A 23,857-nucleotide genomic window follows, 5' to 3' on the forward strand; every position below is an offset into this window, starting at 1 on the left:
GGCGCGTTGCCCGATCAGGGCAGGCGGAACGTGGACGTCGGATCGTACTGCTGCCGCACCGCCTCGAGTCGTTCGAGCACGGCGGCGGGCCAGCACCGTTCGACGCTCTGCGCCGTGAGCTCCCCCGCGTAGTTGACGTTGATCTCGGCATGCACCCACGCGGCCAGCGAGCCGATCAGCGCGTCGGCCGCCTCGGGCAGCACGCGCTCGAAGAGCGAGGGATCGGGCACGCCCACGAGCACGAGCGCGAACTCCGCCCCGCGCCCTCCGACCGCCGAGCCCTCGGGCACGTCTCGCGCGAGCCGTCCGCCGAGGTGACGCAGCTCGACCGCCACGAAGGGAGGCCTGCGTTCGCCGGCGACGGCCGAGAGCAGAGCGTCGGCGAAGTGCGCGTCGACCGCACCGAGGAACGCGCCACGGGTCCAGCCCGGCGCCGGGTCGGTCGGGTCGTTGTGGATGCTCGCGACACGGTCGAGCGGAAGGGGACCGATCGCATCCACCAGCACGGGCGCCGACGCGCGCAGCGGGGCGGCCCAGCGTTCACCCTGCTCGGCCGGCCCGACGAAGGCGAACCGGATGGCGAGCACGAAGCGCGCACGGAAGATGCCGGGCACCGCGTCGATGTCGGGGAACGAGACGAACGCCGCAGAGCTGGAGACCGCATCGGGAACGGTCTCGAGCCAGCTGAGCCAGGCGCGGAACGCCGGCTCGATCGCGTCGTCGGCGAAGAAGAGGGAGCCGGCGTAGAGAGACGGCACGTGCGGCATCGCGATCACGACCTCGGTCACGATGCCGAGGCCGAACTTTCCGCCGCGAAGCGCCCAGAAGAGCTCGGGCTCGCTGGTCGCACTCGCGGTCACGATGTCGCCGTCGGCCGTCACCACCCGAGCGCTCCTCAGCCAGTCGGAACCGTAGCCGAAGGTGCGGCCGATGGGCCCCTGGCCGCCGCCCACCAGCAGTCCGACGACGCCGACGTTCGGGGATGCGCCGGAGACCGGCGCGAGGCCGAACGGCGCCGCGGCCTCGACGACCGCTCCCCAGCGCACCCCGGCGCCCACGCGCGCCGTGCGTGCGCCGGCGTCGACCTCCAGCGCATCCAGCCGCTTCGTGGTGATGATGAGACCGCCGGCGACCGAGGCATGGGCGCCGTGGCCGGTGGCGTGCACAGTGATCGGCAGCCCATGATCTCGGGCGAACCGCACGGCGAGGGCCACATCGGCCTCGGATGCGGCACCGACCACCACGTCGGGGCGGTGGTGGATGATCAGATTCGAGCCCTCGAGCTCACGCTCGATCCCGTCTTCGCCGGAGACGAAGACGGGACCGAGGCACGACCGCGCGAGTTCTGCTGCGGATTCTGCGACGGATGCGTCCATGCGACGAGACTAGGCTCGTCGCGCCCTCCGCACCAGAGTCACGAGTCCCAGTCCGATCAACAGGGTGAGGACGGCGAACAGCAGCACACGCTCGACGCTGCCGAGACCCGTGGAGGCGAGGGAGTCGCCGGCCAGCGCGGGCACGGTCACGACGGTGTCCGCGCAGGACTCGTCGTGATCGTCGACGCACGAGCCGATGACCTCCGGGTCGACCCACGGCCCGTCCGGTGTCTCGACCGAGGCGCGGTTCACGATCGTTCCCGCACGATCCACGATCGCGCTCACATGGAACGTCGCGGAGTCGCCCACCGGCAACGATGCGACCGTCCAGGTCAGGAAGCCGGGAGTCGAGGCATCCGCTGCGGGATCGGCGACCACCGACGACAGCCCCTCGGGCAGTCGATCGGAGACGAGCACATCCTGCGCGTCGATCTGGCCCACGTTCTGGACAACGATGGTGTACTGCACGGTGTCACCCACCACGGCGGCTGCCTTGTCGACCGTCTTGTGCACCGACAGCTGCCCGACGTCGAACGTGTTCGTCACCGTGACCGTCGCCGGTCCTGCGTCGTCGCCGTCGGCCAGAATCCGGATGCGGCCGTCGGCCGGGTCGGTCTCCGATGCCGTGGCGAGGCCGCGGTCGGTCTCGACGACCTCGCAGTCGGCGCCGGCGATGATGCCGGTGACCGTGGCCGTGTAGTCATTCGCCTCCGAGAGCTCGATCTTCGCGTCGTCACCGAGATCGATGCCCGTGATCACTCCGTCTTTCACCCAGGTGCAGGTGACCTGCACCGTGAACGGACCGGTGCCGAAGGCCTCCACTCCGTCGCCGACGCGGTTCTTGACCACGACGAGGTCGCCCGTATCGAAGGTGTTGGTGACGGTCACCTCGGCGGCCTCGCCGTTCGGCACCGTCACCCCGCCGGCCGGAGTCACGGCGGAGGAGGATGCTCCGCCGTCGATGGTCTCGACGGTGTCGCAGAGAGCGCCCTCGATGAGGCCCGACACCGTGGCACGGTAGTCGTTCTCCTCGGAGAGCTGCAGCACGCCTCCGTCGGGCAGCGGGATCGTGAGGGTCTCGCCGTCCTTCTGCCAGGTGCAGGTGACCTGCACCGTGAAGGGCCCGGCACCGTAGGTTTCGGCCCCCGCTCCGTCGCGCACCTTGGTGACATCGACGGTGCCGAGGTTGAAGGTGTTCGTCACGTCGACGGTCACCGCTCCGAGGGTCGCCCCATCGGCCGGACCGGGAACGATGACGGTCGGCGAGTCGATCGTCGTCTCGTTGGCGCCCCCTGCGACGGTCTCCGAGACGGCACACTCCGTGCCGGCGGGGAAGATGTCGTCGAGAGTCCTCGTCTCGCCTCCGGTCAGCTCGATCGAGCCGTCGAAGAGCTGCTGGCCGTCATAGGTGCAGAGCACCGCGATCGTGAACGGTCCGTCGCCGTACTCCTCCTGCCCCTCTCCGGCCAGCGTCTTCGTGACCGAGAGCGTGCCCGCGGCGTAGTCGTTGGTGTAGTCGAGGGTGGTCGTGTCGGTTCCCACGGTGACGTCGACCGACGCGCCAGCGACAGCCGGTGCACCGTCGGTGCTGGATGTGACCGAGTTGGGCGAGGCGTCGGCCCCATCGGTGTCGGTCTCGGTGATCGTGCAGTCGGCACGCACCGGAAGCCCGGCGATGGCGTGCGACTCTCCGGCGGCCAGCGAGAAGGCGGCGTCACCGTCGGCGAGCGCCACGGGAGCGCCGTCGTAGGCCGCGCAGACAGCCGTGTAGTCGAACGGCCCGAACGAGCCGACCGTGGCCTGCGTCGTGACCGCCTTGGAGACCACGAGCGATCCGACCGCGTAGTCGTTGGTGATGGCGACGCGCTGTTCGGCGGGCACCTCACCGTCTGCATCCGAGGCGACGTCGATCGTCACCGTCGACGGCGTGACGGTGCGCGTGGTCTCGCCGTACGCGCCCTCGTCTCCGTTCTCGGTGATGCCGCATTCGGCGCCGAGGGGGATGCCGTCGACCCGGGTCGTGTATCCGTTGGCGGCGTCGAGCGTGACGACCCCACCGCCGGCGAACTGCACCGGGGCACCGGCCACCGTGCACGAGACCGTGGCCTCGAAGGTGTCGGGCGCGAATGCCGCGCCCTCGCCGGTGACGGACTTCGTCACCTGCAGCGAACCGGAATCGAGCACGACGCCCGCCTTGATCGGCGCACGCGACAGGGTTCCGCCCGTGCTGAGCGAGGCCAGGGCGCCGAACTGGTTCCAGGCGATCGGGTCGCCGACCGGAACGGTCACCGGCGCGCGATCCGGCTCGGCCTCGGTGGCAGGAGCATTGACCGTGCGGTAGAGGACCTGGGCCGATCCGCCCGGCGCCAGGACCGCACCCGCCGTCGACGCGAAGTCGAGCACGACGCGGATTCCCGTGACGGTCGACCAGTCGCCGGCGAAGGTGGCGCCGTCGGTCCAGGCGGATGCCGAGGGATGGTTAGCGCAGCCCGGGTCGCTCGGCCAGGCCGTCGCTCCGGTACCGACGCAGACGTCGGACGCCGCGGTGAACTGCCAGGTGATGGTGGTGCCGGCCGGAGCGTCGACGGCCAACGGGAACGTGCCGTCGAACACGGGCCGGTAGGTCGACCCGCGGCTGCCGCCGGTTGCGAGCAGTCGGTCTCCCGCCACGGGGAGGGGCTCGACGAACGTGAGCTTCGTGTAGGCCACGGTTCCGCTGTTCACGGCGCGCAGCTTCCACTCGTCGGTGCCACCCACCATCGTGTTGGCGGCGCACGGCGATCGGTAGTATCCGTCGGCATCCGAGATGCACGGGCCGCCGGGCGTCGTGATGTTGCGGGCGCCGGAGACCGTGCGGTCGACGACATCGCCCTTGACCGCCTTCGTGGTCAGCAGCGACGCGCCCAGAACGGGCTGCACGTAGTTGCTCGTGCCGCACTCGTTCGCGGCGAGGCCCGACAGCGTGCCCTGCCCGTTGCCCGACGTGTTGGTGCAGGCCGTCAATGTCTGTGCTGTCTCGACGGTGAACCGGTTCGTCGCTCGCTGTCCGCCGACGAGACCCGCCTCGAGAACGATCCCGAGCGAGATCGTGAACTTCTCCCCCGGCGCCATGCGCTGTCCGCCTTCGGGCCACGCGAACGAGATCGTGCCGGTGGCGGCGTCGAACGAGGTCTGCACGTCGGTGGAGAGGAGTCCGCCCGTCGACGTGGTGAACGTCGGGGTCTCGCCGTCCCAGCTCAGGTGGTCGTCGAGCACGTCCACGACGCTCGGCACGGTCAGGAAGCCGGAGCCGGTGTTCGTGAACACGAGGCTCCACTGGTTGGGGTCGCCCGGGGTCAGGGAGTGGGCACCGTTCTGCGGGCTCTTCGCCACGTCGAGCGTGTACGAGCCGGTGCCGAGCTGGATGCTGTCGGTCGCGACGGCCGTCGCATCCGCATAGATCACCGGGTCGTCGGTCCGGTGCGACCGTGTCGTCACGTCGTTCGAGACGGTGCTCGGGAACACGACGGCCGAGCCGTCCGCCCTGGCCGCATCCAGCAGCGCGAGACGCAGGATGGCGGTCGCCGTGAAGTTGGCCGGCGGCGCGGTGCGCGACAACAGGGCGCCGTCGGCGCGACTGAACACGAACCGGATGCCCGTGACCGAGGCCGGATCGACGGCCGGGAGGGCGGCGGTCGCTGCCGCCGCGCCCGGAACCCAGTCCGACGTACCGTTCAGCTGCACATCGACACGCACCCGGTCGGCTCCGGCCGGAAGCGTGACGTCGCTCGCCGACAGACCGGTCAGCCGGAAGACGTTCCAGAAGTCCTGGTCGGTGTCTTCGATGCTCACCTCATTGGAGGCGACGGAGGCCGAGCCCTGTGTGGCGCGGAGCGTCGCGGTGACCGGGTTGGCGCGGTCCTTCTCGATCAGGGTCTTCGGCGAGAAGGTCTTGGCGGCGGTGACGTCGAGCGCCCCCTGCTGCAGCACGACGGCGGCCTGCGCGGTGGCGTTGGGCGTGCTCTGCATGCCCGTCGGATACAGCACGGGGTCATAGCCCTGCGTGAAGGTGTCGTTGTCGACCGTCACCGGTGTGACGAAGGCGGACGCATCGCTCCGCAGCGACACGCGCAGCTGGGTCTTCAGCGTCAACGCGATGGGGTCGCCCACCGTGATCGATCCTCCGTCCGTCTCCGGGTCTGCGCCCTGGTAGAGCACGCTGATCCCCACGACGTCGACGAGGGCGGAGGACGGCATCGCGAGCGTCGCCAGGAGGGTGGCCGTCGACGACGAGAGGACACCGGCGTCGGTGCGCTTCCACAGGGTGACCGTCGAGGCCACCGGATCGATACCGGCGTCGGGAGCCGAGAAGGCGACGCCCGTCAGGTCGAAGCGTTCGAACGGGTTGGTGGCCGGGTCGTAGCTCGCCGACGCGTAGGGGTTCGCATCCCACCCGTCTGCGGGCGAGACGCAGTCTCCGATCGATTCGACGGAGCAGGTCATCGGGTCGGAGACCCTGATGTACGAGGCACGCGAGCTCGACTGGTTCGTCGCGGTGATGGTGAAGTCGTTGCGCGGGTAGCCCGTCGCGGGCACGTCGCCCGGCTGGGGAACCACGATGCTCGACCGACTCGACTTCTTCGAGACCGTGACGGCCGGCGGCTGGTCGATGAGGGCGATGTTGTCCTGGGCACTGCGCGGGCCGACGGGCTCGCCGTTCAGGATTCCCGAGACGTCGACCGTGTTGATGACGGTGCTGGGGTTCGCGTCGTTGTACCCGTGCGTGGCGGTGACCCACCGGTTCGGGTTCGAGGTCGTGTCGCGCACCGTGTTGCGCAGCTGCCAGACGAGCCCGATGGAGCGGGTCGCATCGTTCGCGCTGCTGGCGACGCCCGTGCCGACCGGCGGCGCGAGGGGGTTCGAGCTCGCGGCCCTGGCCGCATCGTTGGGAACGACGGTGAGTCTCACACCGGTCGTCGACGCCACCTGTGCCGGCGTCAGGGTGTGGCCCGCGAAGCCCGCTGCCGTCATCCACCCGCCCGACGGGGCCGTCACGACCTGCCAGTCGCCATCGCTGTAGAGCTCGACCTGCGAGACGGTGTCCCAGCGGAGGAGCGGATCCTGGGCGAAGGTCACGGGGGCGATCTGCAGCAGGTCGAAGGCCTGGAAGACGGTCTGGGCGACGGTGCCCGGATCGCTCGACGGGTCGGAGATCGTCACGGAGTCGTACCCGGTGGAGGTCACACCCCAGCCGAGCACGGTGCCCGCGCGGTCACCCGACTGGGAGCTCAGCAGCGAGAGATCGGCCGAGAAGTCGGGGGTGAGCCACGCCTTGGACGCCATCAACGAGCCGGGACCCGAGTTCGATCGGATGGCCGCCGGGGCCGTGGCATCGACGGTCTCGCTGCGAACGACGGGAACGCCCTCGACCTGACCCTCGGCGACAGCGGTGCCGACGTTCGTGTAGGTGCTTGCACCGGCGTCGGCGACGGATGTCGGTCCGCTGCCGTCGCGCAGTTGCCCGCGGGCCTGGAACACCGTGTTGGGCGTCACCTCGGTTCCCTGCGAGAAACCGGCAGGATTCTCGAAGGTGTACCGCAGGCCCGTGATCGTCGAGGTGAGACCGGCAGGCAGGTTGCCGGAGTACACCGTGGTCTTGGCGGTCGCATCCACGACATGGAACTGCGTCCAGGTCGCGCCTCCGTCGATGGAGTAGTCGATGGTCAACGTCGACCCGGCGAGCACCTGCGTCGGCGCGACGGCGATCGGATCGAAGGCGTTCCAGAAATCGTCGCTCACGGTGCCACGCCACAGGTCGGTGACGACGACCTTGTTCGGATCGACGTAGGCCGAGTCGACGGTCGTCGAGGTCGGCAGCTGCACCACCACGGTGGCACCGGCCGCGACGGAGCCGGCCGGCGAGATCGTCTTCTCGAGCTGGACGTCGATGTGCGGGTAGAAGATGTCGAGCGGAGCCGATGCGGAGGCTGTGGCGGAGCCGCGCGCGTTCTGCGCCTCGACGTCGACCGTGTTGGTCACGCGAAGGGGGCTCGCGTCGTCGGTCACGATCGTGGCCGACGCGGCGATGCCGAATGCGGCGCTCGCCACGGCGCCCGACGCGATGCTGCCCGTGAAGGAGAGTTCGAAACCGGTGATGAACTGCCCGGCGGGCGGCGTCGGCGCAGACGGCGTCGCGCCCTCGGCCACCTGCGTCGGACTGCCCGAACCGCCGCTGAACAGCCAGGTGATCGTCGCGCCCGTCGCCCCGGTCGGGTACGAGATCGGCGACGAGAAGCCGTCGAAGGTCAGCTCCTCGGTGAAGAAGTCGTCGTCGGTGAGGGTGAGCGTCGTCACCGGTCCGGACGATTCGTTCTTCGCGGAGATCGAGGCGTCAGCGCTGGTGCCTCCCGGGATGCGGGACGGCGTGATCGACTTGCCTGCCGACACCGCGACCGAGAGCGGATCGATGACGAACGGCGCGGAGGCCTGCCTGGTGACCGGCTCCGCTCCGTCGACCGTGATCGTGGCGGAGGCCTGGTTGGTGATGGATGCTCCGGTGAACAGCGGCGCATCGTCGCGCCGGTCGGTGGCCCGCTGCGCCACGGCGAGGGCGACGCTGCCCGCGGTGCCCGAGGGAACGATCTCGTCGCCGTCGCCCGAGAGGAAGGCGATCCGCAGGCCGGCGACGTCGGCCGCCGCGACGGTGTCGGGCAGGGCGATGTCGCCGGGCGCGCGAGGCGATCCCGGAACCCACTCGTAGTTCCCCGATGCCGTGTCGAAGACGTAGGCGTCGACCCGCACGGAGTCCGCGCCCTCGGGCAGGGTGACCGCGCCGAAGCCGGTGAAGTCGACCAGAGAGTACGGGTTGTCGGCGGCGAGCACGGCCGACGACGCGGAGGCGGAGCTCGGCTCGAGGAGTTCGATCGAGCCGGCGGCGACGTTCGAGGTGTTCTGAACCGACAGGACGATCGTCGACTCCGAGCCCGGGGTGAAGAGCTGGCTTCCAGGCTGCCACGTCTTCGTGACGGCGACATCGACGACCGAGGGGATGACCACCGTCACGTCGGCTCCATCGCTCACCGTGTCGGCGGAGGTAGAGGAGGCCTCTGCCGTGTTCGTCACGGCGACTCCGTTCGACGGCCAGGTCGGCTGGAGGTTCTCGGGAACCGTGAGCCCGATGACGACCTGGTAGGTCAGGCCCGCCTTGATGCCGACGGCTCCGTCTCCCAGATCCTGCTCGAACGCGACGTCGAGCTCGCACGCGGCGGTCACGACCGTCGAGCAGCCGTTCCACGAGATGGAGCTCGCCTGCGAGCTCGGCTGCACCGTGGTGCTGCGCAGCCCGAACCCGTCGAACTGGGCGGGCATGGCGTCGACCAGCGTCGCGTCGAGGCAGTCGTTGTCGTCGCATCCGACGGTGATCGTGTAGTCGAACTCGTCGCCTGGCGCCAGCTCGACGGCCTGCTCGCCGTTGACGATCTTGGCGATCGTCAACAGGCCCTGCGGGGCGGCGACGGCGGGAGTCGCGACCACGACCGAGCCGATGAGAATGGCGACGAGAGTCGCGGCGATGGCGGCCAGCCTGGTGCCGGGCTGAAGACGGAGCGATGCCATGGTGATTTCCCCACGAAGTTGGATCGGCGCATAGACGCCAGGTGATGCTTTCAGCACCATCGTCGGGATAGATCACTCTACGACGTAAATAACTGAAGCTCAGTTATGTTTTCACGGGAAGTGGGAAATTCTCATTTCGAGGGGGGTGCGAAGAGTGGTTTTCACCCTCACATTCACCTCGGCAGCGCAGCCACCTCGACAGCACAGACACCTCGGCAGCACAGCCACCTCGACAGCGCAGCCACCCCGACCTCGCGGTCGCTCGGCGCGTCAGTAGGTGACGGTGACTTCGGTACCCATCGGGGCCCAGTCGAAGACCTTCGCGGCCTTGTCGAGCGGCATGTTGATGCAGCCGTGGCTCATGACGTTGCCGAAGTTGTTGTGCCAGTAGGCACCGTGCAGAGCCTCGTCGCCGTTGTAGTACATGACGTCGGGCACGTTCTTCGTGTAGTAGTTGGGCGCCTGCGTGAGGTCTGGATTGCCCATGTTCTGCGAGGTCAGCTTCGCCGTGATGCGGAAGCTTCCCGTGTGCGAATCGTGCCCGGACACACCCGATGAGATCAGGAAGCTGTCGACGACCTGGCCGTTCTCGAAGAGGTATTCGCGCTGTTCGCTGAGGTTGACGACGATGTTGCGCGACGTCTTCGTGACCTGGGCGGGCGTGACGGTCACGGGGAGGACGAACGCGGGGTCGCCTCCGGTCAACTGGCTCGCGAAGGCGGCGGCGACTCCGCTGGTATCGCCCAGCGCACGGCCGTCGACGCCCGCTGCGATCGTATCGAGCGTCTCGCCCCCGGTGTCGGTGATCACGGCGCCGTTGACCGGGTCGCGGTTGACCGCGGCCGGCAGCGTGTCGACGACCTTCTGGATCGCCGCCTTGTCTGCGGTGTAACTGTAGGTGCCGTCATCGTTCGTGGAGAGGGTGATCCAGGATGCCACGACGGCGCGATCGACAGGCACGGTGCGCTCGTCGCCGACGTAGAAGCCGGCACCGTCGAGGATCGTGTTCAGCTGGGTGGCCGTGGCGGTGACCGCTTCGGTCGAGGCGGATGCGGGGACCACGGTGGGCGTCGCGTCGACCTCGACGCTGGACTCACCCGAGACGAGGGCGCCCTGCAGCGCATCGCGGATCGACTCGAGGTCGACACCGGCGCCGTCGACGGCGGGCGTGACCGTGTAGGAACCCGACCCGGAGTCGAACGCCATGGTCGCATTCACCGGCTCGACGAACAGAGCGGGAGCAACGGAGCGCAGAGCCGCGGTCGCCGTCTTCTCGTCGAGGGCGACGGTCGGCGTGACGGGCGCCTTCGCGTTCCACGCCGTCACCTTCCATAGGGGGTTCTGCGCGTGCGCCTGCTCTGCGAGCGCCTGCGCGTCTACCGACGCGCCCAGGTCGCCGCCGCTGAGTTCGGCTTCGGCGCCATCCGCCGCCGCGCTCGCAAGGCTGGCGCCGAGCTGACCGCCGCGGATGGTCGCAGTGCCGTCGGCACCCGTGATGATGACGGTGGTGTCGGCGAGTCTCTGGCTCACGGCGTCGGCCGCCGAGCCCTCGGTCATTCCCCCGACGTCGACGCCGGCCACGGTCGTACCCGGTGCGATCAAGACGAGCGAGGCGACCACGGCCAGCGAGACAGCGAGCGCGGCAACCGGAATGCCGATCCATCGACCGAGGTGACGCTTCTTCTTCGCCGGCGCAGGGAGGACCCACCGCTTCGTCGATGGCAGGGCATCTGCGCCGCCTGCGGAGGGGTCGGCGGAGACATCGGGCACGCTCGGTCGAGCAGCCAGCTCAGTCATGCCACCACCTCCCGTCGCAGAGAACTCGCTCCACACATGCTATGTCACGAAATCGGTACGGCCGATAACGATCTGGGTCAGGCGTTGGAAACCCTGATCATCTCGTCACGAGGAACGACCTTCTTGCGCAGCCGGCCCTCGGCCTCGCCGAGTGCGAGCTCGTGCTGGTCGAGCTGGTGCCAGCCGTCGATGGTCGTGAACTCCACGCCGCGCGAGGTGAGCAGGTCGATGATGCTCTGCTCGTCGGGGTGCGACGGCGTCCACCAGCTGGCCTGGTCGTTCACGACGTGCTGGACGGTCTCCATGGCGTCGGACTTGGTGTGGCCGATGAGGCCCACCGGGCCGCGCTTGATCCAGCCGGTGGCGTAGACACCCGGAAGCACCGAGTTGTCGTCGGCCAGTGCCTGGCCCTCGTGGTTGGGGATCACGCCGTGGCGCTCGTCGAACGGGATGTCGGGGAGCGGCGATCCGAAGTAGCCGACCGCCCGGTAGATGGCCTGGATCTCGATCTCGCGGATCTCGCCGGTGCCCTCGACGCTGCCGGCGCCGTCGGGCCGCGTGCGTTCGTACCGGATCGACGCGACCCGGCCGTCGGCATCCGCCGTGATCTCGAGCGGCTTGGCGTAGAAGTGCAGGTGCAGCCTGCGCGACGCCTCGCCCACCGGGCGCTCTCGCCACTGGTTGAGCACCTTGTTGATCACGAAGACCTGCTTGTTGCTGGCGATGGCGGCCTTCGACGCCTCGTCGAGCTCGAAGTCCTCGTCGTAGACGATCATGTCGACGTCGCGCATCTCGCCCAGTTCGCGCAGCTCGAGGGGGGTGAACTTGACCTGAGCGGGGCCGCGGCGGCCGAAGACGTGCACGTCGGTGACGGGCGACGAGTTGAGGATCTCGTAGACGTTGTCGGGGATCTCGGTGGGCAGCAGGTCGTCGGCGTGCTTGGCGAGGATGCGCGACACGTCGAGAGCGACGTTGCCGTTGCCGATCACGGCCACCGACTCGGCCTCGAGCGGCCAGGTGCGCGGCACGTCGGGGTGGCCGTCGAACCAGCTCACGAAGTCGGCCGCACCGTAGGAACCCTCGAGCTCGATGCCGGGGATGGCGAGCGGCGCGTCGGTGATGGCGCCGGTGGCGAAGATCACCGCGTTGTAGTGCTTCTTGAGATCGTCGAGCGTCACGTCGACGCCGTAGCGCACGTTGCCGAAGAAGCGGATGTCTCCGCGGTCGAGGACTTCGCGCAGCGCGGTGATGATGCCCTTGATACGCGGGTGGTCGGGAGCGACGCCGTAGCGCACAAGCCCGTACGGAGCAGGCAGGTGCTCGAAGAGGTCGATCGAGACGTCGAAGTGACGCTCGGCCTTGATCAGAAGGTCGGCAGCGTAGATGCCGGCGGGGCCGGCTCCGACGATGGCCAGTCGCAACGTGGTCATGGAGGGAGGTGTTTCCTTAATTTGTTCGATCCACCACGGTGTCGGCGAATCGGCTGAGGGTCTTCTTGACGGTTCCGTCGGGAAGAGGAGCGAGGGCCTCGACAGCGCCGCGGGCCCAGCGGTGCGCTTCGTCGATGGTGGCTTTGGTGACCGGATGCGCGCGCAGCTCGGCGATGACGGCATCGACGGCGGCCTCGTCGACCGTGTCGCCCGGCTTCGCCGTGGCGACGGCGTCGATGCGCTTGAGCAGCGCCGCGGCCTCGGGGTTGCGCTTCGCGCGCTTGCGCAGATAGAGAACGGGAAGGGTGACCACGCCCGCGCGCACGTCGGTTCCGGCCTTCTTGCCGGTGGGCTGCGCCTTGCCGTCTTCGACGGGCGGCGACATGTCGAGCACGTCGTCGATGAGCTGGAACGCGACGCCGATCTTCTCGCCGAACTCGATCACGGGCTGCTCGTACTCGGCGGGGGCGTTCGAGAAGATGACGCCCATCTGCGCAGAGGCCGAGATGAGGGAGCCGGTCTTGTCGCTGAGCACCTGGAGGTAGTGCTCGATCGGGTTCTCGTTGTCTTTGGGCCCGATCGTCTCGTGCAGCTGGCCGAGGCACAGGCGCTCGAACGTGTCGGCCTGGAGCTGGATCGCGCGCTCGCCCAGGATGGACAGCAGTTTCGACGCCCGCGCGAACAGCAGGTCGCCCACGAGGATGGCGATGGAGTTGCCCCACACGTTCTGTGCGGTCGGAACGCCCCGCCTGACCGGAGCGGAATCCATGACGTCGTCGTGGTAGAGCGACGCGAGGTGGGTGAGCTCGATGGATGCGCCGGCCATGATGACCTGGTCGGTCACGCCGTCGCCGAGCTGGGCCGTGAGCATGGCCAGAATGGGCCGCACGCGCTTGCCGCCGGCCTCGAGCAGGTAGCGGGCCGCCACGTCGGCGAGCTCGTCGCTGAATTTGACCTCGGCGAACAGCCGGGCCTCGAGGCGCTCGATGCCGTCGTCGACCGCACGGGCCACCTCGCGGTCGCGACTGGTGGAGAAGAGTCGGTCGTGCAGGTTGAGCGACGACGAGAGACTCTGGGTGCGCCGGGCCTTGCCTGCGGGCGCGCGCGTGCCTGCAGCGGGTGTTTTCGGGGTCACAGGTTCAGCCTACTGACCCGTACGGGGCTTGATGCCCCGGTGCAGGGCGACGATGCCGAGGCTGAGGTTCTTGTACGCGACCCTCGAGAACCCGGCCTCACGCATCCATTCGGCGAGCGTCTTCTGGTCGGGCCAGGCCTTGATCGAGTCGCCCAGGTAGTCGTAGGCCTCGGCGTTCGACGACGCGAGCTTCACGAGGGTGGGCATGACCCTGTTGAGGTAGGTGAAGTAGCCCGATCGCACGAGCTTGGCCGGCGGCTTGGAGAACTCGCAGATGACGATGCGTCCGCCCGGCTTGGTCACCCGATAGAGCTCCTTCAAGGCCACGTGCGGATCGACGATGTTGCGCAGCCCGAACGAGATGGTGACGGCGTCGAACTCGTCGTCGGCGAACGGCAGGTCCATGCCGTCGGCCTGCACGAACTCGACGTTGCGGTTGCCCGCCTGCTGCCGCTTGCCGACCTCGATCATGCCGGGCGAGAAGTCGGCTGCGACCACGTGTGCGCCCTTGGCCGCCAGGGCGGCGCTCGACGTTCCCGTTCCCGCGGCGAGATCGAGGATGCGATCGCCTGGCCGGGGGTCGACGGCACGAACCGTGGCCGCGCGCCACAGCTGGTCGTTGCCCACCGAGAGGACCGCGTTCGTGCGGTCGTAGTGCGTGGAGACCTGGTCGAACATCGCGGAGACCGCCTGGGGCTTTTTAGTAAGGTCTGCCTTATTCACTCGTCCAGTGTAGTTGCGCTGCCCGCATGGCGGCTGGGATTGACCAGCTGTGCAGAGCGCACCTCGAGTTCAGGACAGCGGCCGCGAGAACAGGTTCACGAGGGTGCCGTCCGGATCGCGGAACAGCGCAGAGCGATTGCCCCACGGCATCGTCGTCGGCGCCAGCACGACGTCGTCGATCGCAGGGCGAATCCGGTCGAACTCCGCATCGACGTCGGCGACCATGAACTCGACGACGATCGAGCCGTCGGGTCCGGGCTTCGGGGCCGCGTCGCCGAGCATCGCGACGGTCGCGCTGCTCGCGATGGCGAACGTGCCCGTCTCGGTTCGGAACTCGGCGAACACGGGCGCCGGCCGAGCGGCGACCACGCCCGTGACGGTCTCGTAGAACTCGACGAGACGGTCGACGTCGTCGGTGATGAGGCGGATGGATGTGAGATTCACGATGGCCTTTCCGTCGGGCCGGTCGGCTCGACGTCTCCATGCTGAGGCTCGTCGGCGACACCGTCCTGTCGGTGTTTACAGGCGCTTTTCAGTATGCGGTCCCGGTCGTCGTGACCTTGCGCAGCTCTCCGAACGAGATGTCGAGGTCCGAGGCGTCGAGAGTGCGGCGGGCAGGAGTCTCCCCGGTGGGCTCCGCGCTGGCGATCCGGTCTCCACGGAATGCGCGAATCGCCTCGCGATCACGGCACCAGGCGACGAGATACCAGTGCTGGCCCCGGCCCACCCGTCCCATGGGTTCGATCTCCCGCGTCGAGCGCGCCCCGTTCTTGTCGGCATACGAGATGCGGAGCACCTGCCCCGTGCGAAGAGCCCGCGCAAGCTCCGGCGCATGTTCCGCCGACGACTCGGCGACAGGCCCGTCGGTCAGGAGGTGCACGCGAGCGGACAGCTCCACTGTCTCGGCGAGGTGCCGGTCGTCCATGACCGCGACCACCTTCCGCAGCGCCGAGCTCGCCGCCGCCCGGAACGGGCTGGTCGCCAGCATCTCGAGGGAGATCGCGACCGCGAGCGCCTCGTCGACGGTGAAGCCGAGGGGCGACAGGGTGTGCGACGCGTCGAGGCAGTAGCCACCGGTGCGCCCGGGCTCCGCCCAGATCGGCACGCCGCTCTGCTGCAGGGCCGACAGGTCTCTCTCGATGGTTCGCGAACTGACCTCGAACCGGTCGGCGAGCCACCGGGCGCTGCGTGGCCGCGGCGCGACCGCGCGAAGCTCCTCGACGAGCGCGTAGAGGCGATCGGTGCGGTTCACAACTCGACCCTAGCCAGCCCCTGGCCGAACTAGGCTGAACAGGTGAGCGAAACGTCACGAACCCTCCCCCGTCTGGTCGTCGAGACCACCCGCGTCGACGACATCCGACTTCTGGTGCCGCTGCTCGACTCGCGGCATCCGCTGCTCTGGATGCGCAAGGGCGAGGGCATGGCCGGCGCGGGCGTGGCGCTGCGGCTCGAGTTCTCGGGCGAGAGCCGATTCGTGGATGCCTGCCAGACGTGGCGAGAGGTCGCCCGGCTCGCGCAGGTGACCGATCCTCTGCAGTCGCCGGGCACAGGACTCGTCGCGTTCGGCGCATTCGCCTTCTCCGCCACCTCGGCCCTCATCTCCACGCTCATCGTTCCCGAGATCGTCATCGGCAAGCGCGCGGGCGTCTACTGGATCACCCGCATCACCGCGCTCTCCGAGTCCGGCGATCCGATCGCGCCGCCCCTGCCCGCCCCGGTGGCGCGCCCCCTCGGGGCCGAGTACCGGCTGTCGCTGCTGCCCGGCCAGGTGAAGCCCGACGACTACCGGGCATCGGTCGAGGCCGCCGTGGTACGCATCTCGGCGGGCGAGCTGAACAAGGTCGTGCTCGCTCGTGACCTGGTCGGCCATCTGCCCGCGGAGAGCGATCTGCGCCGCACCCTCACCGACCTCGCCCTGGGCTACCCCGACTGCTGGACCTACGCCGTCGACGGCCTCATCGGATCGAGCCCGGAGACCCTGGTGCGCGTCGACCACGGAACGGTCAGCGCACGAGTGCTCGCCGGCACGGTCTCGCGCGGCCGCGACGCGGAGGCCGACCACGAAGCGGCCATCGCGCTGGCCACGAGCGCGAAAGACCTCGACGAGCACCGCTTCGCCGTTGCCAGCGTGGTGCAGTCGCTGCAACCGCACACACGCACGCTCATCACCTCCGAGATCCCCTTCACCCTGAAGCTGCCCAATCTCTGGCACCTCGCAACCGATGTCGAGGGCATCCTCTCCGACGGGTCGACGTCGCTCGATCTGATCGCCGCCCTGCATCCGACGGCCGCCGTGGCCGGCGCGCCGACGGCGACCGCCCTGGCCGTCATCGACGAGCTCGAGCCGTTCGACCGGGGTCGCTACGCCGGCCCCGTCGGGTGGGTGGGCGCGGATGGCGACGGCGAGTGGGCCGTCGCGCTGCGCTGCGCCCAGATCGCCGAGAACGGCGACATCACCGCCTACGCCGGCGCGGGCATCGTCGCCGAGTCCGACCCCGACCGAGAGCTCATCGAGACGAAGATGAAGTTCCGTCCCATCGTCGAGGCCTTCGGCTAGGAGATGAACCGTGCGTCGCTCTCCCAGCTCGTTCCCTGAGCCCGTCGAAGGGCCGCGCGCGAAGGTATCCCTTCGACAAGCTCAGGGAACGTCGGCCGAGCGCTTCGCCCTCGCGCGTGCCGCCTACGGGCGCACGTCGACGCCCGACGACGAGACGCGGGCCGCCGCCGCGGCACTCGAGCTGCACGAACTCGACCTCCGCGAGGCCGCCGAGCGCGCGGCCCTCTACCGGGCCGCCCTCGATGCCGAGGATGCCCGCGAGCGCCGGGCCCATCGCATCCGGTCTCGCGTCGTTCGGGTGTCGGGCGTGCTGGCCGCGCTGGGCCTCGTCGCGGCGGGCGCCTCAATGCTGCTCTCCCCTCCCGCGTCGCGCGACGGCGAGCCGTTCGTCGACACCATGGAGCTCGGCCACCGCGAGGTCGCTCCCCTGCCGACCCGCGTTCCGGCGGGGGTGGTGACCACGGGCAGCGCCGCGTCGGCCCAACGTTGGTTCGACGCCGAACAGACCGACGCGGACATGGCGATCGTGATGGCCCCAGACCTCGATCTGTCGTCCACGCGCGCCGTCGGCTCCTCGGTCGAAGGGTGGAAGGTCTGGGTGGCACAGGATCTGAAAGGCAACCTGTGCGTGCTGGCGTTCGAGGAGACGAGCGGAGTCGGTGGTTTCAGCTGCGCGACTCCCGACGATTTCACGGCGTCCGGACTGGAGATGACGACGACGGGCACGACATCGCTCACGGTCTTCTGGGACGGCTTCGACCTCGAGACCCGGTCTGACGATGTGCCCTGACGCCTAGCTGGCCGCGAGCCGCGCCTTCTCGACCTCGATGTCGTAGTCGGCAGGGGGCCAGCCCTGGCCGAACGCCGCCATCGTCTCGATCAGGAGCTGCTGCACGGCGGCCCGGGCGTACCACTTGTGGTTGGCCGGCACCACGAACCACGGAGCGACGTCGGTCGACGTGTTCTGGATGGCGAGCTGGTACGCCTCCTGGTAGGCGGGCCAGAGCAGGCGTTCGTCGACGTCGCCGGGGTTGTACTTCCACAGCTTGTCCTCGCGTTCGAGGCGTGCAGCGAGTCGCGCCTTCTGCTCATCGGAACTGATGTGCAGCATCACCTTCACGATGGCCGTTCCCGACTCGGTGACCTGGCGCTCGAATTCGTTGATGAGCTCGTAGCGGTGCTCGATCACGTCGGGGGCGGCGAGGTTGCGCACCCTCGCGATGAGCACGTCCTCGTAGTGCGAGCGGTCGAACACGCCGATCTGGCCGGCCTTCGGCAGGGCGTTGCGGATGCGCCAGAGGAAGTCGTGGCTGAGCTCCTCGGGCGTCGGCTTCTTGAACGAGGTGTGCGCAACGCCCTCGGGGTCGACGGTGCCGATCACGTGACTGACGATGCCGCCCTTGCCCGCGGAGTCCATGGCCTGCAGCACGAGCAGCACGCTGCGGTTGTCGCCGGAGAGGCTGTTGGCGTGGAGTCTGATCTGCAGGTCGTCGAGGGTCGGGGCGCCGGCGGCGAGCGCCTTCTCACCCTGCTTCTTCGAGGCCGAGACCCCGGGTGTGCTCTCGGGGTCGAGATCGGCGAGCACGAAGCCCTCGCGTGCGGCGAGCAGCTCGCGGGCACTGCCCGAGAAGAAGGAGTCGTCGTTCTTGGCCATCATTGTTCCCTTTCGCCGAGCGTGAACCCACTGTAGACGGCGCTACAGCGCCCTGCGGGTGAAGACGTAGTGCACGGCGCCCGACGGCGACGCGGTCACCTCGACGTCGAAGCGTTCCTCGAGGCTCTCCAGGCCGTCCCAGAGACGGACTCCGCGACCAAGCACGATCGGCACGACGACGATGTGCAGGTGATCCACGAGGTCGGCCTCGAGGAACTCGCGCACCACCGTCGGCCCGCCGCCGAGGCGCACGTCGAGGCCGCCCGCCAGCTCGGTCGCGAGGTCGAGGGCCTCGCGCGGGGACGCATCCCGGAACAGGAACGAGGTCTCTCCCACCTGCAGATCAGGACGCGCGTGGTGAGTCAGAACGATCACCGGCGAGTGGAACGGGGGCTCCTCGCCCCACCAGCCGCGCCAGGACTCGTCCTCCCACGGTCCCTGCTGCGGGCCGAACTTGCGGCGGCCCATGACCTCCACGCCGATGCCCGCATTGGTCGTCGCAGCGAACGCGTCGTCGACGCCCCGGGTTCCGCGGCCCATCGCTTCAGCGTCGTGCCCGGTCATGCTCGTGAAAGCGTGAGTCGGGAAGAACCAGCTCATGAGCCTCTGCCCGGCATGGCCGAACGGCGTCTCGAACGATTGGCCCTCACCGGTCGCGAAGCCGTCGATCGAGACGGCCAGGTTGTGCACTCGAAGTTTCGTCACGGGGGCAATATAGCAACCGCGCGAGGTCGGGCCGAAAGCAGCGGTCAGAGAACGAACCGGGCGCGTTCGTTTCGGAGCATCGTGAATGGGTCCATGCACGGCACTCCCAAGGCTAGGCAAGCATCGGGCATTTTGATATTCGTGAGAGACAGAGGCGCCGACTTCTCGTGCGTTACGACCGTGTGTCCGTGAGCATGTGCATACGCGACGATCTGATAGTCAGCACCTCCGAGGAAGGCACTGATGGCCGACGCTCTGTATGAACCCGACGCCGCCCAGGCTGCCAGGACACCGAGGCTGGGCGCAGTGGCAGCATCCACTGCCCGAAAAAGCGTCCTGCGCGTCGAAGCCCACGTCGTTAGGTCATCGTCGACCGCCCTCAACTCTGCTGCGACCTTGTCGATGCTGCACAGAACGCCAGACGCATGCCCTTGATCAATCCAATCCCAGAACGCGGGTACAAAATCAAACCCGTAATGCAGATTCTTCGACTGAATAAAAATATTTGCATCGAGGAGGTACATCAGGTCACCCCCAGATGTTCGCCGAGTTTTATAAAAGTTTCATGCTTGGCCGCACCAACCAATCCATACGCATCGCGAAACAGGGTTCCGCCCTCTAGCGCATCAACGATGACGGCTCGGGCGAAATGCTGGCTAACTCGCAACGGCTGGGTGTTGTAGAAATCGCCGCCCCCGGGCCCTTGCCGCTGCCGCGCAAGAATTGCAGTGAGGCGGTCAAGTTCATCCGCGTAGAGATCTTGATACGCCGCCCACTGCAGAAAACCTGCATCGAAAAGTCTCTTGAGGATAACGAGCGTGCTAACCCGATATCGGTTGGCCAACCTGCGAAGCTCAGCAGCGTCGACAGTTCCGTTGAAGTCAGTTCTTATGCTGGCGATTGGTACCAGAATTTCTGCAGCCACTTGATTCGCCCAGACCTCATTGGCGTTCGAGCTATCCAGCGCCATTGCTGCGTCGCTCAGAGCTGTCTCACCAACCCATATATGCACGAGTTCATGGACCAATGTGAACATCTGCGCGGCTTTAGTATCGCTTCCGTTCACAAAAATGAGCGGTGCGACACTATCTGCGAGCGCAAACCCCCTGAATTCATCTCGATTAAGCACTCGGTGAGTATTCCCGCCCACAATCCCGCTGATCATCACGAGGATGCCGACACCCTCGACGATGTCGATTAGTCGTCGAAATGCGTCGTCGCCATTCTGGAAGCCCCCGCGCTGAGGCATGGTGAAGCCAAGCGCACGACGAATCTCGTCTGCTGTGACTTCGACCGGGTCTCCGACGTGCACGGTACCCACAAAGGGCAAGGGCTCATAGCCTCGGTTGATTGCGAACTGGCGATACCAATCCTGGCGCTCTTGGCAGATGTAGATCGTGTCCAGCAGGTCTGGACTGGGTCGGCGGACCGGCAGGTTGCCAATCGTTCGATAGTCGGGGATCGGTAACACCTCGACCGGTGGATCAGCGAGGAAGAGGAAACCCAAAGGCGCGTGAGTCGCATTGGCGAACTTTTCAAGCTGCTTCAGCGTCGGCTGCTCGGAGCCGCGATTCCATTCATCAAACTTGGGGAACCGTCGGTGAATGTCCGCCGGGCTCATTTGAGCTCGATCAACAGCCCATTCCAGTAGAGCGGGCTCAACAGGTATACGTACCACCACGGTTATACCTCTCAACAATTCAACTCAGTATTGCCTAAGACTGCCCCCTACGCCCCGACATTTCGTTGATCGTGACCTAGTCACTTCTACACTCGGCTGCCGACATCCGTCGAGATTCGTCTCAATCGTTAGCTCGGCCAATTGGCGACAGAGACGTCAGATCAGTCCACGTCGACGAGCGGAACCTCGACGATGCTCAGCGGCCCCTCCGGGCTCGTGAGCACACGGTCGAGCTCGGCGCGCGTCGTGGCCCGCGTGTAGCTCCAGCCGTAGGCGGCGGCGAGCTGCTCGACCGAGACCGACTGCGGGGTGCGCATGACCCGGGCGAAGGCATCCGGATCCGCCGAGAACGCGACCTCGAGCGAATCGAAGATCGTGCCGCCGCCGTCGTTGCCCACGATGAGCTGAACCCGAGGGCGGGTCTCGCCGTCGCCGATCAACAGCCCGCCCACGTCGTGCAGCAGGGTGAGGTCTCCGAGCAGAACGCGCGTGATGCCGCCCTTCGCATCGGACTGGCTGGCCAGGGCCACGCCGATCGCGGTCGAGATCGTGCCGTCGATTCCGGCGAGGCCGCGGTTGGCGTGCACCGTGATCTTCTTGCCCGGAACGACCTTGTCGGCCTCGCGGATGAGACGGGATGCACCGAGCACCAGCCGGTCGTGCGGCCACGTGGCGCGCCACACCGACAGCGCGAGGATCGGCCGCGAGATCGACGCGCGCGCGGCCGCGAGCTCGGCCTTGGCGTACTCGCGCCGACGCTTCAGGTCGCCAGAGCGCGGAGCCTCGACGTCGGGCGCGGGCAGCTCGGGATCGTCGAGTTCGAGCTGGGCGCGGCTCGCGACGACCCAGCGCCCGAGCCAGGCACGGGCATCCGGTTCGCGGCTCGCGGCGACGGCCTCGGGGCCGACCTCGACGCGGTCGACCAGCATCCGGCCCTCGTGACCCGGCGTGATGCGCTCGCCCCCGGATGCCACGACGACGATCTGCACGTCTGCTCGCGCGAGCAGCGCGGGCACCTCGCGGCTGAGCGTCGGATGGCCGAAAACGATCACGCGCTCGACGTGCCGGGCCAGTTCGCCCCCGAGCAGGGCGCGGTACGCCACGATGAGGTTCGGCCCGAATCGGGCGCCGCTCGAGACCTCGGCGATCAGCGGCCAGCCGCCCGCGTGGGCCAGCTCCTCGGCATCGGCGCCCGCACCGTCGCCGGCGACGACGACGGTGCGCAGTCCGGGTTCGAGCAGGTGGGCGGGCAGTGGATGCGACGGGGCCGGGACGTCGAGGTGCGGTACGGCGATCTCGGGGACGTCTCCTGACAGGGGCTCTCGGAACTGGAGGTTGAGGTGCACGGGGCCGGGCATGCCGTCCGTGCCCGCGACACCGAGCGACGCATCCGCCGCCTGCGCCGCCAGCTCTGCGGCGTCTGGGCTCAGACCGAGCACCTCGTCGACCGGCTCGTCTGCCGGGCTCGACGGAGCATCCACATCGACCTCGAGCCGCACGAACGCGCCGAAGATGCCGGGCTGCCAGGTGGTCTGGTTCGCGCCGGTGCCGCGCAGCTCGGCGGGGCGGTCGGCGGAGAGCACGATGAGGGGAACACCACTGTGGTGCGCCTCCATCACAGCGGGGAGAAGGTTGCCCACAGCGGTGCCCGAGGTGGTCACGACGGCCACGGGCAGGCCGGTCTCGCGCGCGATTCCGAGCGCGGTGAAGGCCGCGGATCGCTCGTCGAGGCGCACGGTCAGATTCAGGATGCCGCGACGATCGAGCTCAGCGGCTGCCAGGGCGAGAGCCTGCGAGCGCGAGCCGGGGGTGAGTACGACGTGGCCAAGCCCTCGTGCCACCAGGTGCGTGAGGAGGGCGACGGAGAAGTCCGTTGCCGGACTCACTATGCCGGGCCGGGCTTTCCGCCGCGGCCTGACTTCGGGTCGTCGGACGGCTTGTCGCCCGCCTGCTCGGCCAGTCGCTTCTCGAGGTCACGGATCTGCTCGTCGGTGCGAGCCTCCGCCTCGGGGTCGCGCGGCGTGGTGTAGCCCAGCTTGCCCAGGAAGTCGGGGTCGTCGTCGGGCCCGACGGTGCGGTAGACGGCTGCGTTCTGCTCGCGCCCGCGACCGATCACGAACCAGAGGACCCCACCGATGATCGGGATCACGATGATGACGAGCAGCCAGGCCCATTTGGGAAGACCGCGGATAAGACGGACAGGACGAAGGGCGGCGTCGACGATCGAGTAGATCATGAACGTCACGGCGACGATACCGAGGACGAACAGCAAGCGGGCCATGCACCCATGATAGGCGCGCTAACCGTACGTTTGCCCGGGGGTTGCCTGCTGTGCAGCGCTTACACTGAATGCCGTGAATCCTCGTCGAACCTGGCTGCTCTTCTCGCTCATCCGAATCGGGCTGTTTGCCGTCGTGCTCGCGATTCTCCTGCTGCTTCTGACCCCGGGCGGGGTGCCCGCATGGATCTCGGCGCTCCTCGCGGCGATCATCGCGTTCTGCCTCTCGTTCATCTTCCTTCGCAGGCAGCGCGAGGAGGCGGCGAAGAGCCTCTACGAGGCGAGGGCCAGCACGAAGCGCTCGCAGTCGACGGCGTCGGGCGACGACGAAGACAGCGAAGACGCGGCCGTCGACGGCTCCACGACCGCGAAGTAGCCGCGCGCGCTCCTACTTCGTCTGGCGCTTGAGGGCCTTCTCGAGGTCGCTCGCGGCGCCCTTCCAACGGCCGAGCATCATCTTGCGCTCGTCGCGACTGGTGAGCTTCTGCTGATGGAATGAGATGAACGTGGCCCCGTCGGCCTCTTTGAGGCTCAGCTGCAGGGTGGAATCGTGGTTCCACTCACCCGGCCGCCAGCTCACCCGCAGGTCGACTCCCGGCTGCACGCTGAGCACGCGACCCGTGATGTCGTCGTCGGTCTCGTAGGCCGCGCCCTTCACGAGCGGAAGCTTCGACGTCCTGCCCAGCCACAGCGGCAGACCCTCGCCCATCAGAAAAGCCCAGACGGCCTTGCGGCTGCCGGGAACCGTCTGCTTGACGCCGACATCCCAGCCGGCGGATGTGTTCGGTCCCCTGAAGTCAGCCATCCCTCGACTCTAGGCGCTGCGGGGCCTCCCCTGCGCCGCCCACGGTTGCGCCGGATGGTCCTATGGATGTCAAGTGGTGATGTGGGGTGTTCGGAGGTCGGTGGTGAGGTCGTGGAAGATGCG

Annotated in this window: 18 protein-coding genes; 3 read left to right on the forward strand and 15 right to left on the reverse strand. The window is 68.2% G+C overall.

Annotated elements, in window-relative coordinates; genetic code table 11:
* Positions 1-14: 14 nt before the first annotated feature.
* From QCD70_RS18145 to QCD70_RS18180, 8 genes are all read right to left on the reverse strand, one after another.
* Complete coding sequence (locus QCD70_RS18145; RefSeq protein WP_301218891.1) at positions 15-1,376, reverse strand: FAD-binding oxidoreductase; 1,362 nt, start codon at positions 1,374-1,376, stop codon at positions 15-17.
* Between the two features lie 9 nt (positions 1,377-1,385).
* Complete coding sequence (locus tag QCD70_RS18150) at positions 1,386-8,969, reverse strand: DUF5979 domain-containing protein (protein ID WP_301218892.1); 7,584 nt, start codon at positions 8,967-8,969, stop codon at positions 1,386-1,388.
* 270 nt (positions 8,970-9,239) lie between these two features.
* A complete protein-coding gene (locus QCD70_RS18155; protein WP_301218893.1) occupies positions 9,240-10,766 on the reverse strand; it encodes a L,D-transpeptidase family protein in 1,527 nt (508 codons plus the stop codon).
* Between the two features lie 77 nt (positions 10,767-10,843).
* Positions 10,844-12,196: an FAD-dependent oxidoreductase gene (locus QCD70_RS18160; RefSeq protein ID WP_301218895.1), complete on the reverse strand. Its 1,353-nt coding sequence runs from the start codon at positions 12,194-12,196 to the stop codon at positions 10,844-10,846.
* 16 nt (positions 12,197-12,212) lie between these two features.
* Positions 12,213-13,331 (reverse strand): polyprenyl synthetase family protein, encoded by a 1,119-nt coding sequence (locus QCD70_RS18165; RefSeq protein ID WP_301218896.1) that lies wholly within the window; start codon positions 13,329-13,331, stop codon positions 12,213-12,215.
* 9 nt (positions 13,332-13,340) lie between these two features.
* Positions 13,341-14,054, reverse strand: a complete 714-nt coding sequence (locus QCD70_RS18170) for a demethylmenaquinone methyltransferase (protein ID WP_055924606.1) — start codon at positions 14,052-14,054, stop codon at positions 13,341-13,343.
* A gap of 69 nt (positions 14,055-14,123) precedes the next feature.
* Entirely contained in the window at positions 14,124-14,498 is a 375-nt protein-coding gene (locus QCD70_RS18175; RefSeq protein WP_301218897.1) for a VOC family protein, read from the reverse strand.
* An 88-nt stretch (positions 14,499-14,586) separates the two neighbouring features.
* Entirely contained in the window at positions 14,587-15,306 is a 720-nt protein-coding gene (locus tag QCD70_RS18180; RefSeq protein ID WP_301218899.1) for a helix-turn-helix transcriptional regulator, read from the reverse strand.
* Positions 15,307-15,348: 42 nt separating this feature from the next.
* On the opposite strand from QCD70_RS18180, the gene QCD70_RS18185 reads away from it, so the two are divergent.
* Together QCD70_RS18185 and QCD70_RS18190 are read left to right on the forward strand one after the other, a co-directional pair.
* Positions 15,349-16,611 (forward strand): isochorismate synthase, encoded by a 1,263-nt coding sequence (locus tag QCD70_RS18185; RefSeq protein WP_301218901.1) that lies wholly within the window; start codon positions 15,349-15,351, stop codon positions 16,609-16,611.
* Between the two features lie 10 nt (positions 16,612-16,621).
* A complete protein-coding gene (locus QCD70_RS18190; protein WP_301218902.1) occupies positions 16,622-17,401 on the forward strand; it encodes a hypothetical protein in 780 nt (259 codons plus the stop codon).
* Between the two features lie 3 nt (positions 17,402-17,404).
* Here the strand turns inward: QCD70_RS18190 and QCD70_RS18195 are convergent, their stop codons facing one another.
* The 6 genes from QCD70_RS18195 to QCD70_RS18220 all read right to left on the reverse strand — a co-directional run bounded on the left by QCD70_RS18195 (position 17,405) and on the right by QCD70_RS18220 (position 22,932).
* Positions 17,405-18,265: a PPK2 family polyphosphate kinase gene (locus QCD70_RS18195; protein ID WP_301218903.1), complete on the reverse strand. Its 861-nt coding sequence runs from the start codon at positions 18,263-18,265 to the stop codon at positions 17,405-17,407.
* Positions 18,266-18,307: 42 nt separating this feature from the next.
* A complete protein-coding gene (locus QCD70_RS18200; protein ID WP_301218904.1) occupies positions 18,308-18,970 on the reverse strand; it encodes a dihydrofolate reductase family protein in 663 nt (220 codons plus the stop codon).
* Between the two features lie 44 nt (positions 18,971-19,014).
* A complete protein-coding gene (locus QCD70_RS18205; protein ID WP_301218906.1) occupies positions 19,015-19,494 on the reverse strand; it encodes a DUF4411 family protein in 480 nt (159 codons plus the stop codon).
* Entirely contained in the window at positions 19,494-20,591 is a 1,098-nt protein-coding gene (locus QCD70_RS18210) for an ImmA/IrrE family metallo-endopeptidase (protein WP_301218908.1), read from the reverse strand. The genes QCD70_RS18205 and QCD70_RS18210 overlap by 1 nt, the downstream gene beginning before the upstream one ends.
* Before the next feature lie 221 nt (positions 20,592-20,812).
* The gene (menD, locus tag QCD70_RS18215; RefSeq protein WP_301218909.1) at positions 20,813-22,537 is read right to left on the reverse strand and encodes a 2-succinyl-5-enolpyruvyl-6-hydroxy-3-cyclohexene-1-carboxylic-acid synthase; all 1,725 of its coding nucleotides are present in this window, start codon (positions 22,535-22,537) and stop codon (positions 20,813-20,815) included.
* Entirely contained in the window at positions 22,537-22,932 is a 396-nt protein-coding gene (locus QCD70_RS18220) for a PLDc N-terminal domain-containing protein (protein ID WP_301218910.1), read from the reverse strand. Before QCD70_RS18220 ends, menD begins: the two co-directional genes overlap by 1 nt.
* Positions 22,933-23,005: 73 nt before the next feature.
* Here QCD70_RS18220 and QCD70_RS18225 point away from each other — a divergent pair, with 73 nt between their 5' ends.
* On the forward strand, positions 23,006-23,305 hold the full coding sequence (locus QCD70_RS18225; RefSeq protein WP_301218911.1) for a DUF4229 domain-containing protein: 300 nt from the start codon (positions 23,006-23,008) through the stop codon (positions 23,303-23,305).
* 12 nt (positions 23,306-23,317) lie between these two features.
* On the opposite strand, the gene QCD70_RS18230 is transcribed toward QCD70_RS18225, so the two are convergent.
* On the reverse strand, positions 23,318-23,734 hold the full coding sequence (locus QCD70_RS18230) for an SRPBCC domain-containing protein (protein WP_301218913.1): 417 nt from the start codon (positions 23,732-23,734) through the stop codon (positions 23,318-23,320).
* Positions 23,735-23,857: the final 123 nt, after the last annotated feature.

It is taken from the genome of Agreia sp. PsM10, assembly GCF_030433855.1.
Lineage (GTDB): Bacteria > Actinomycetota > Actinomycetes > Actinomycetales > Microbacteriaceae > Agreia.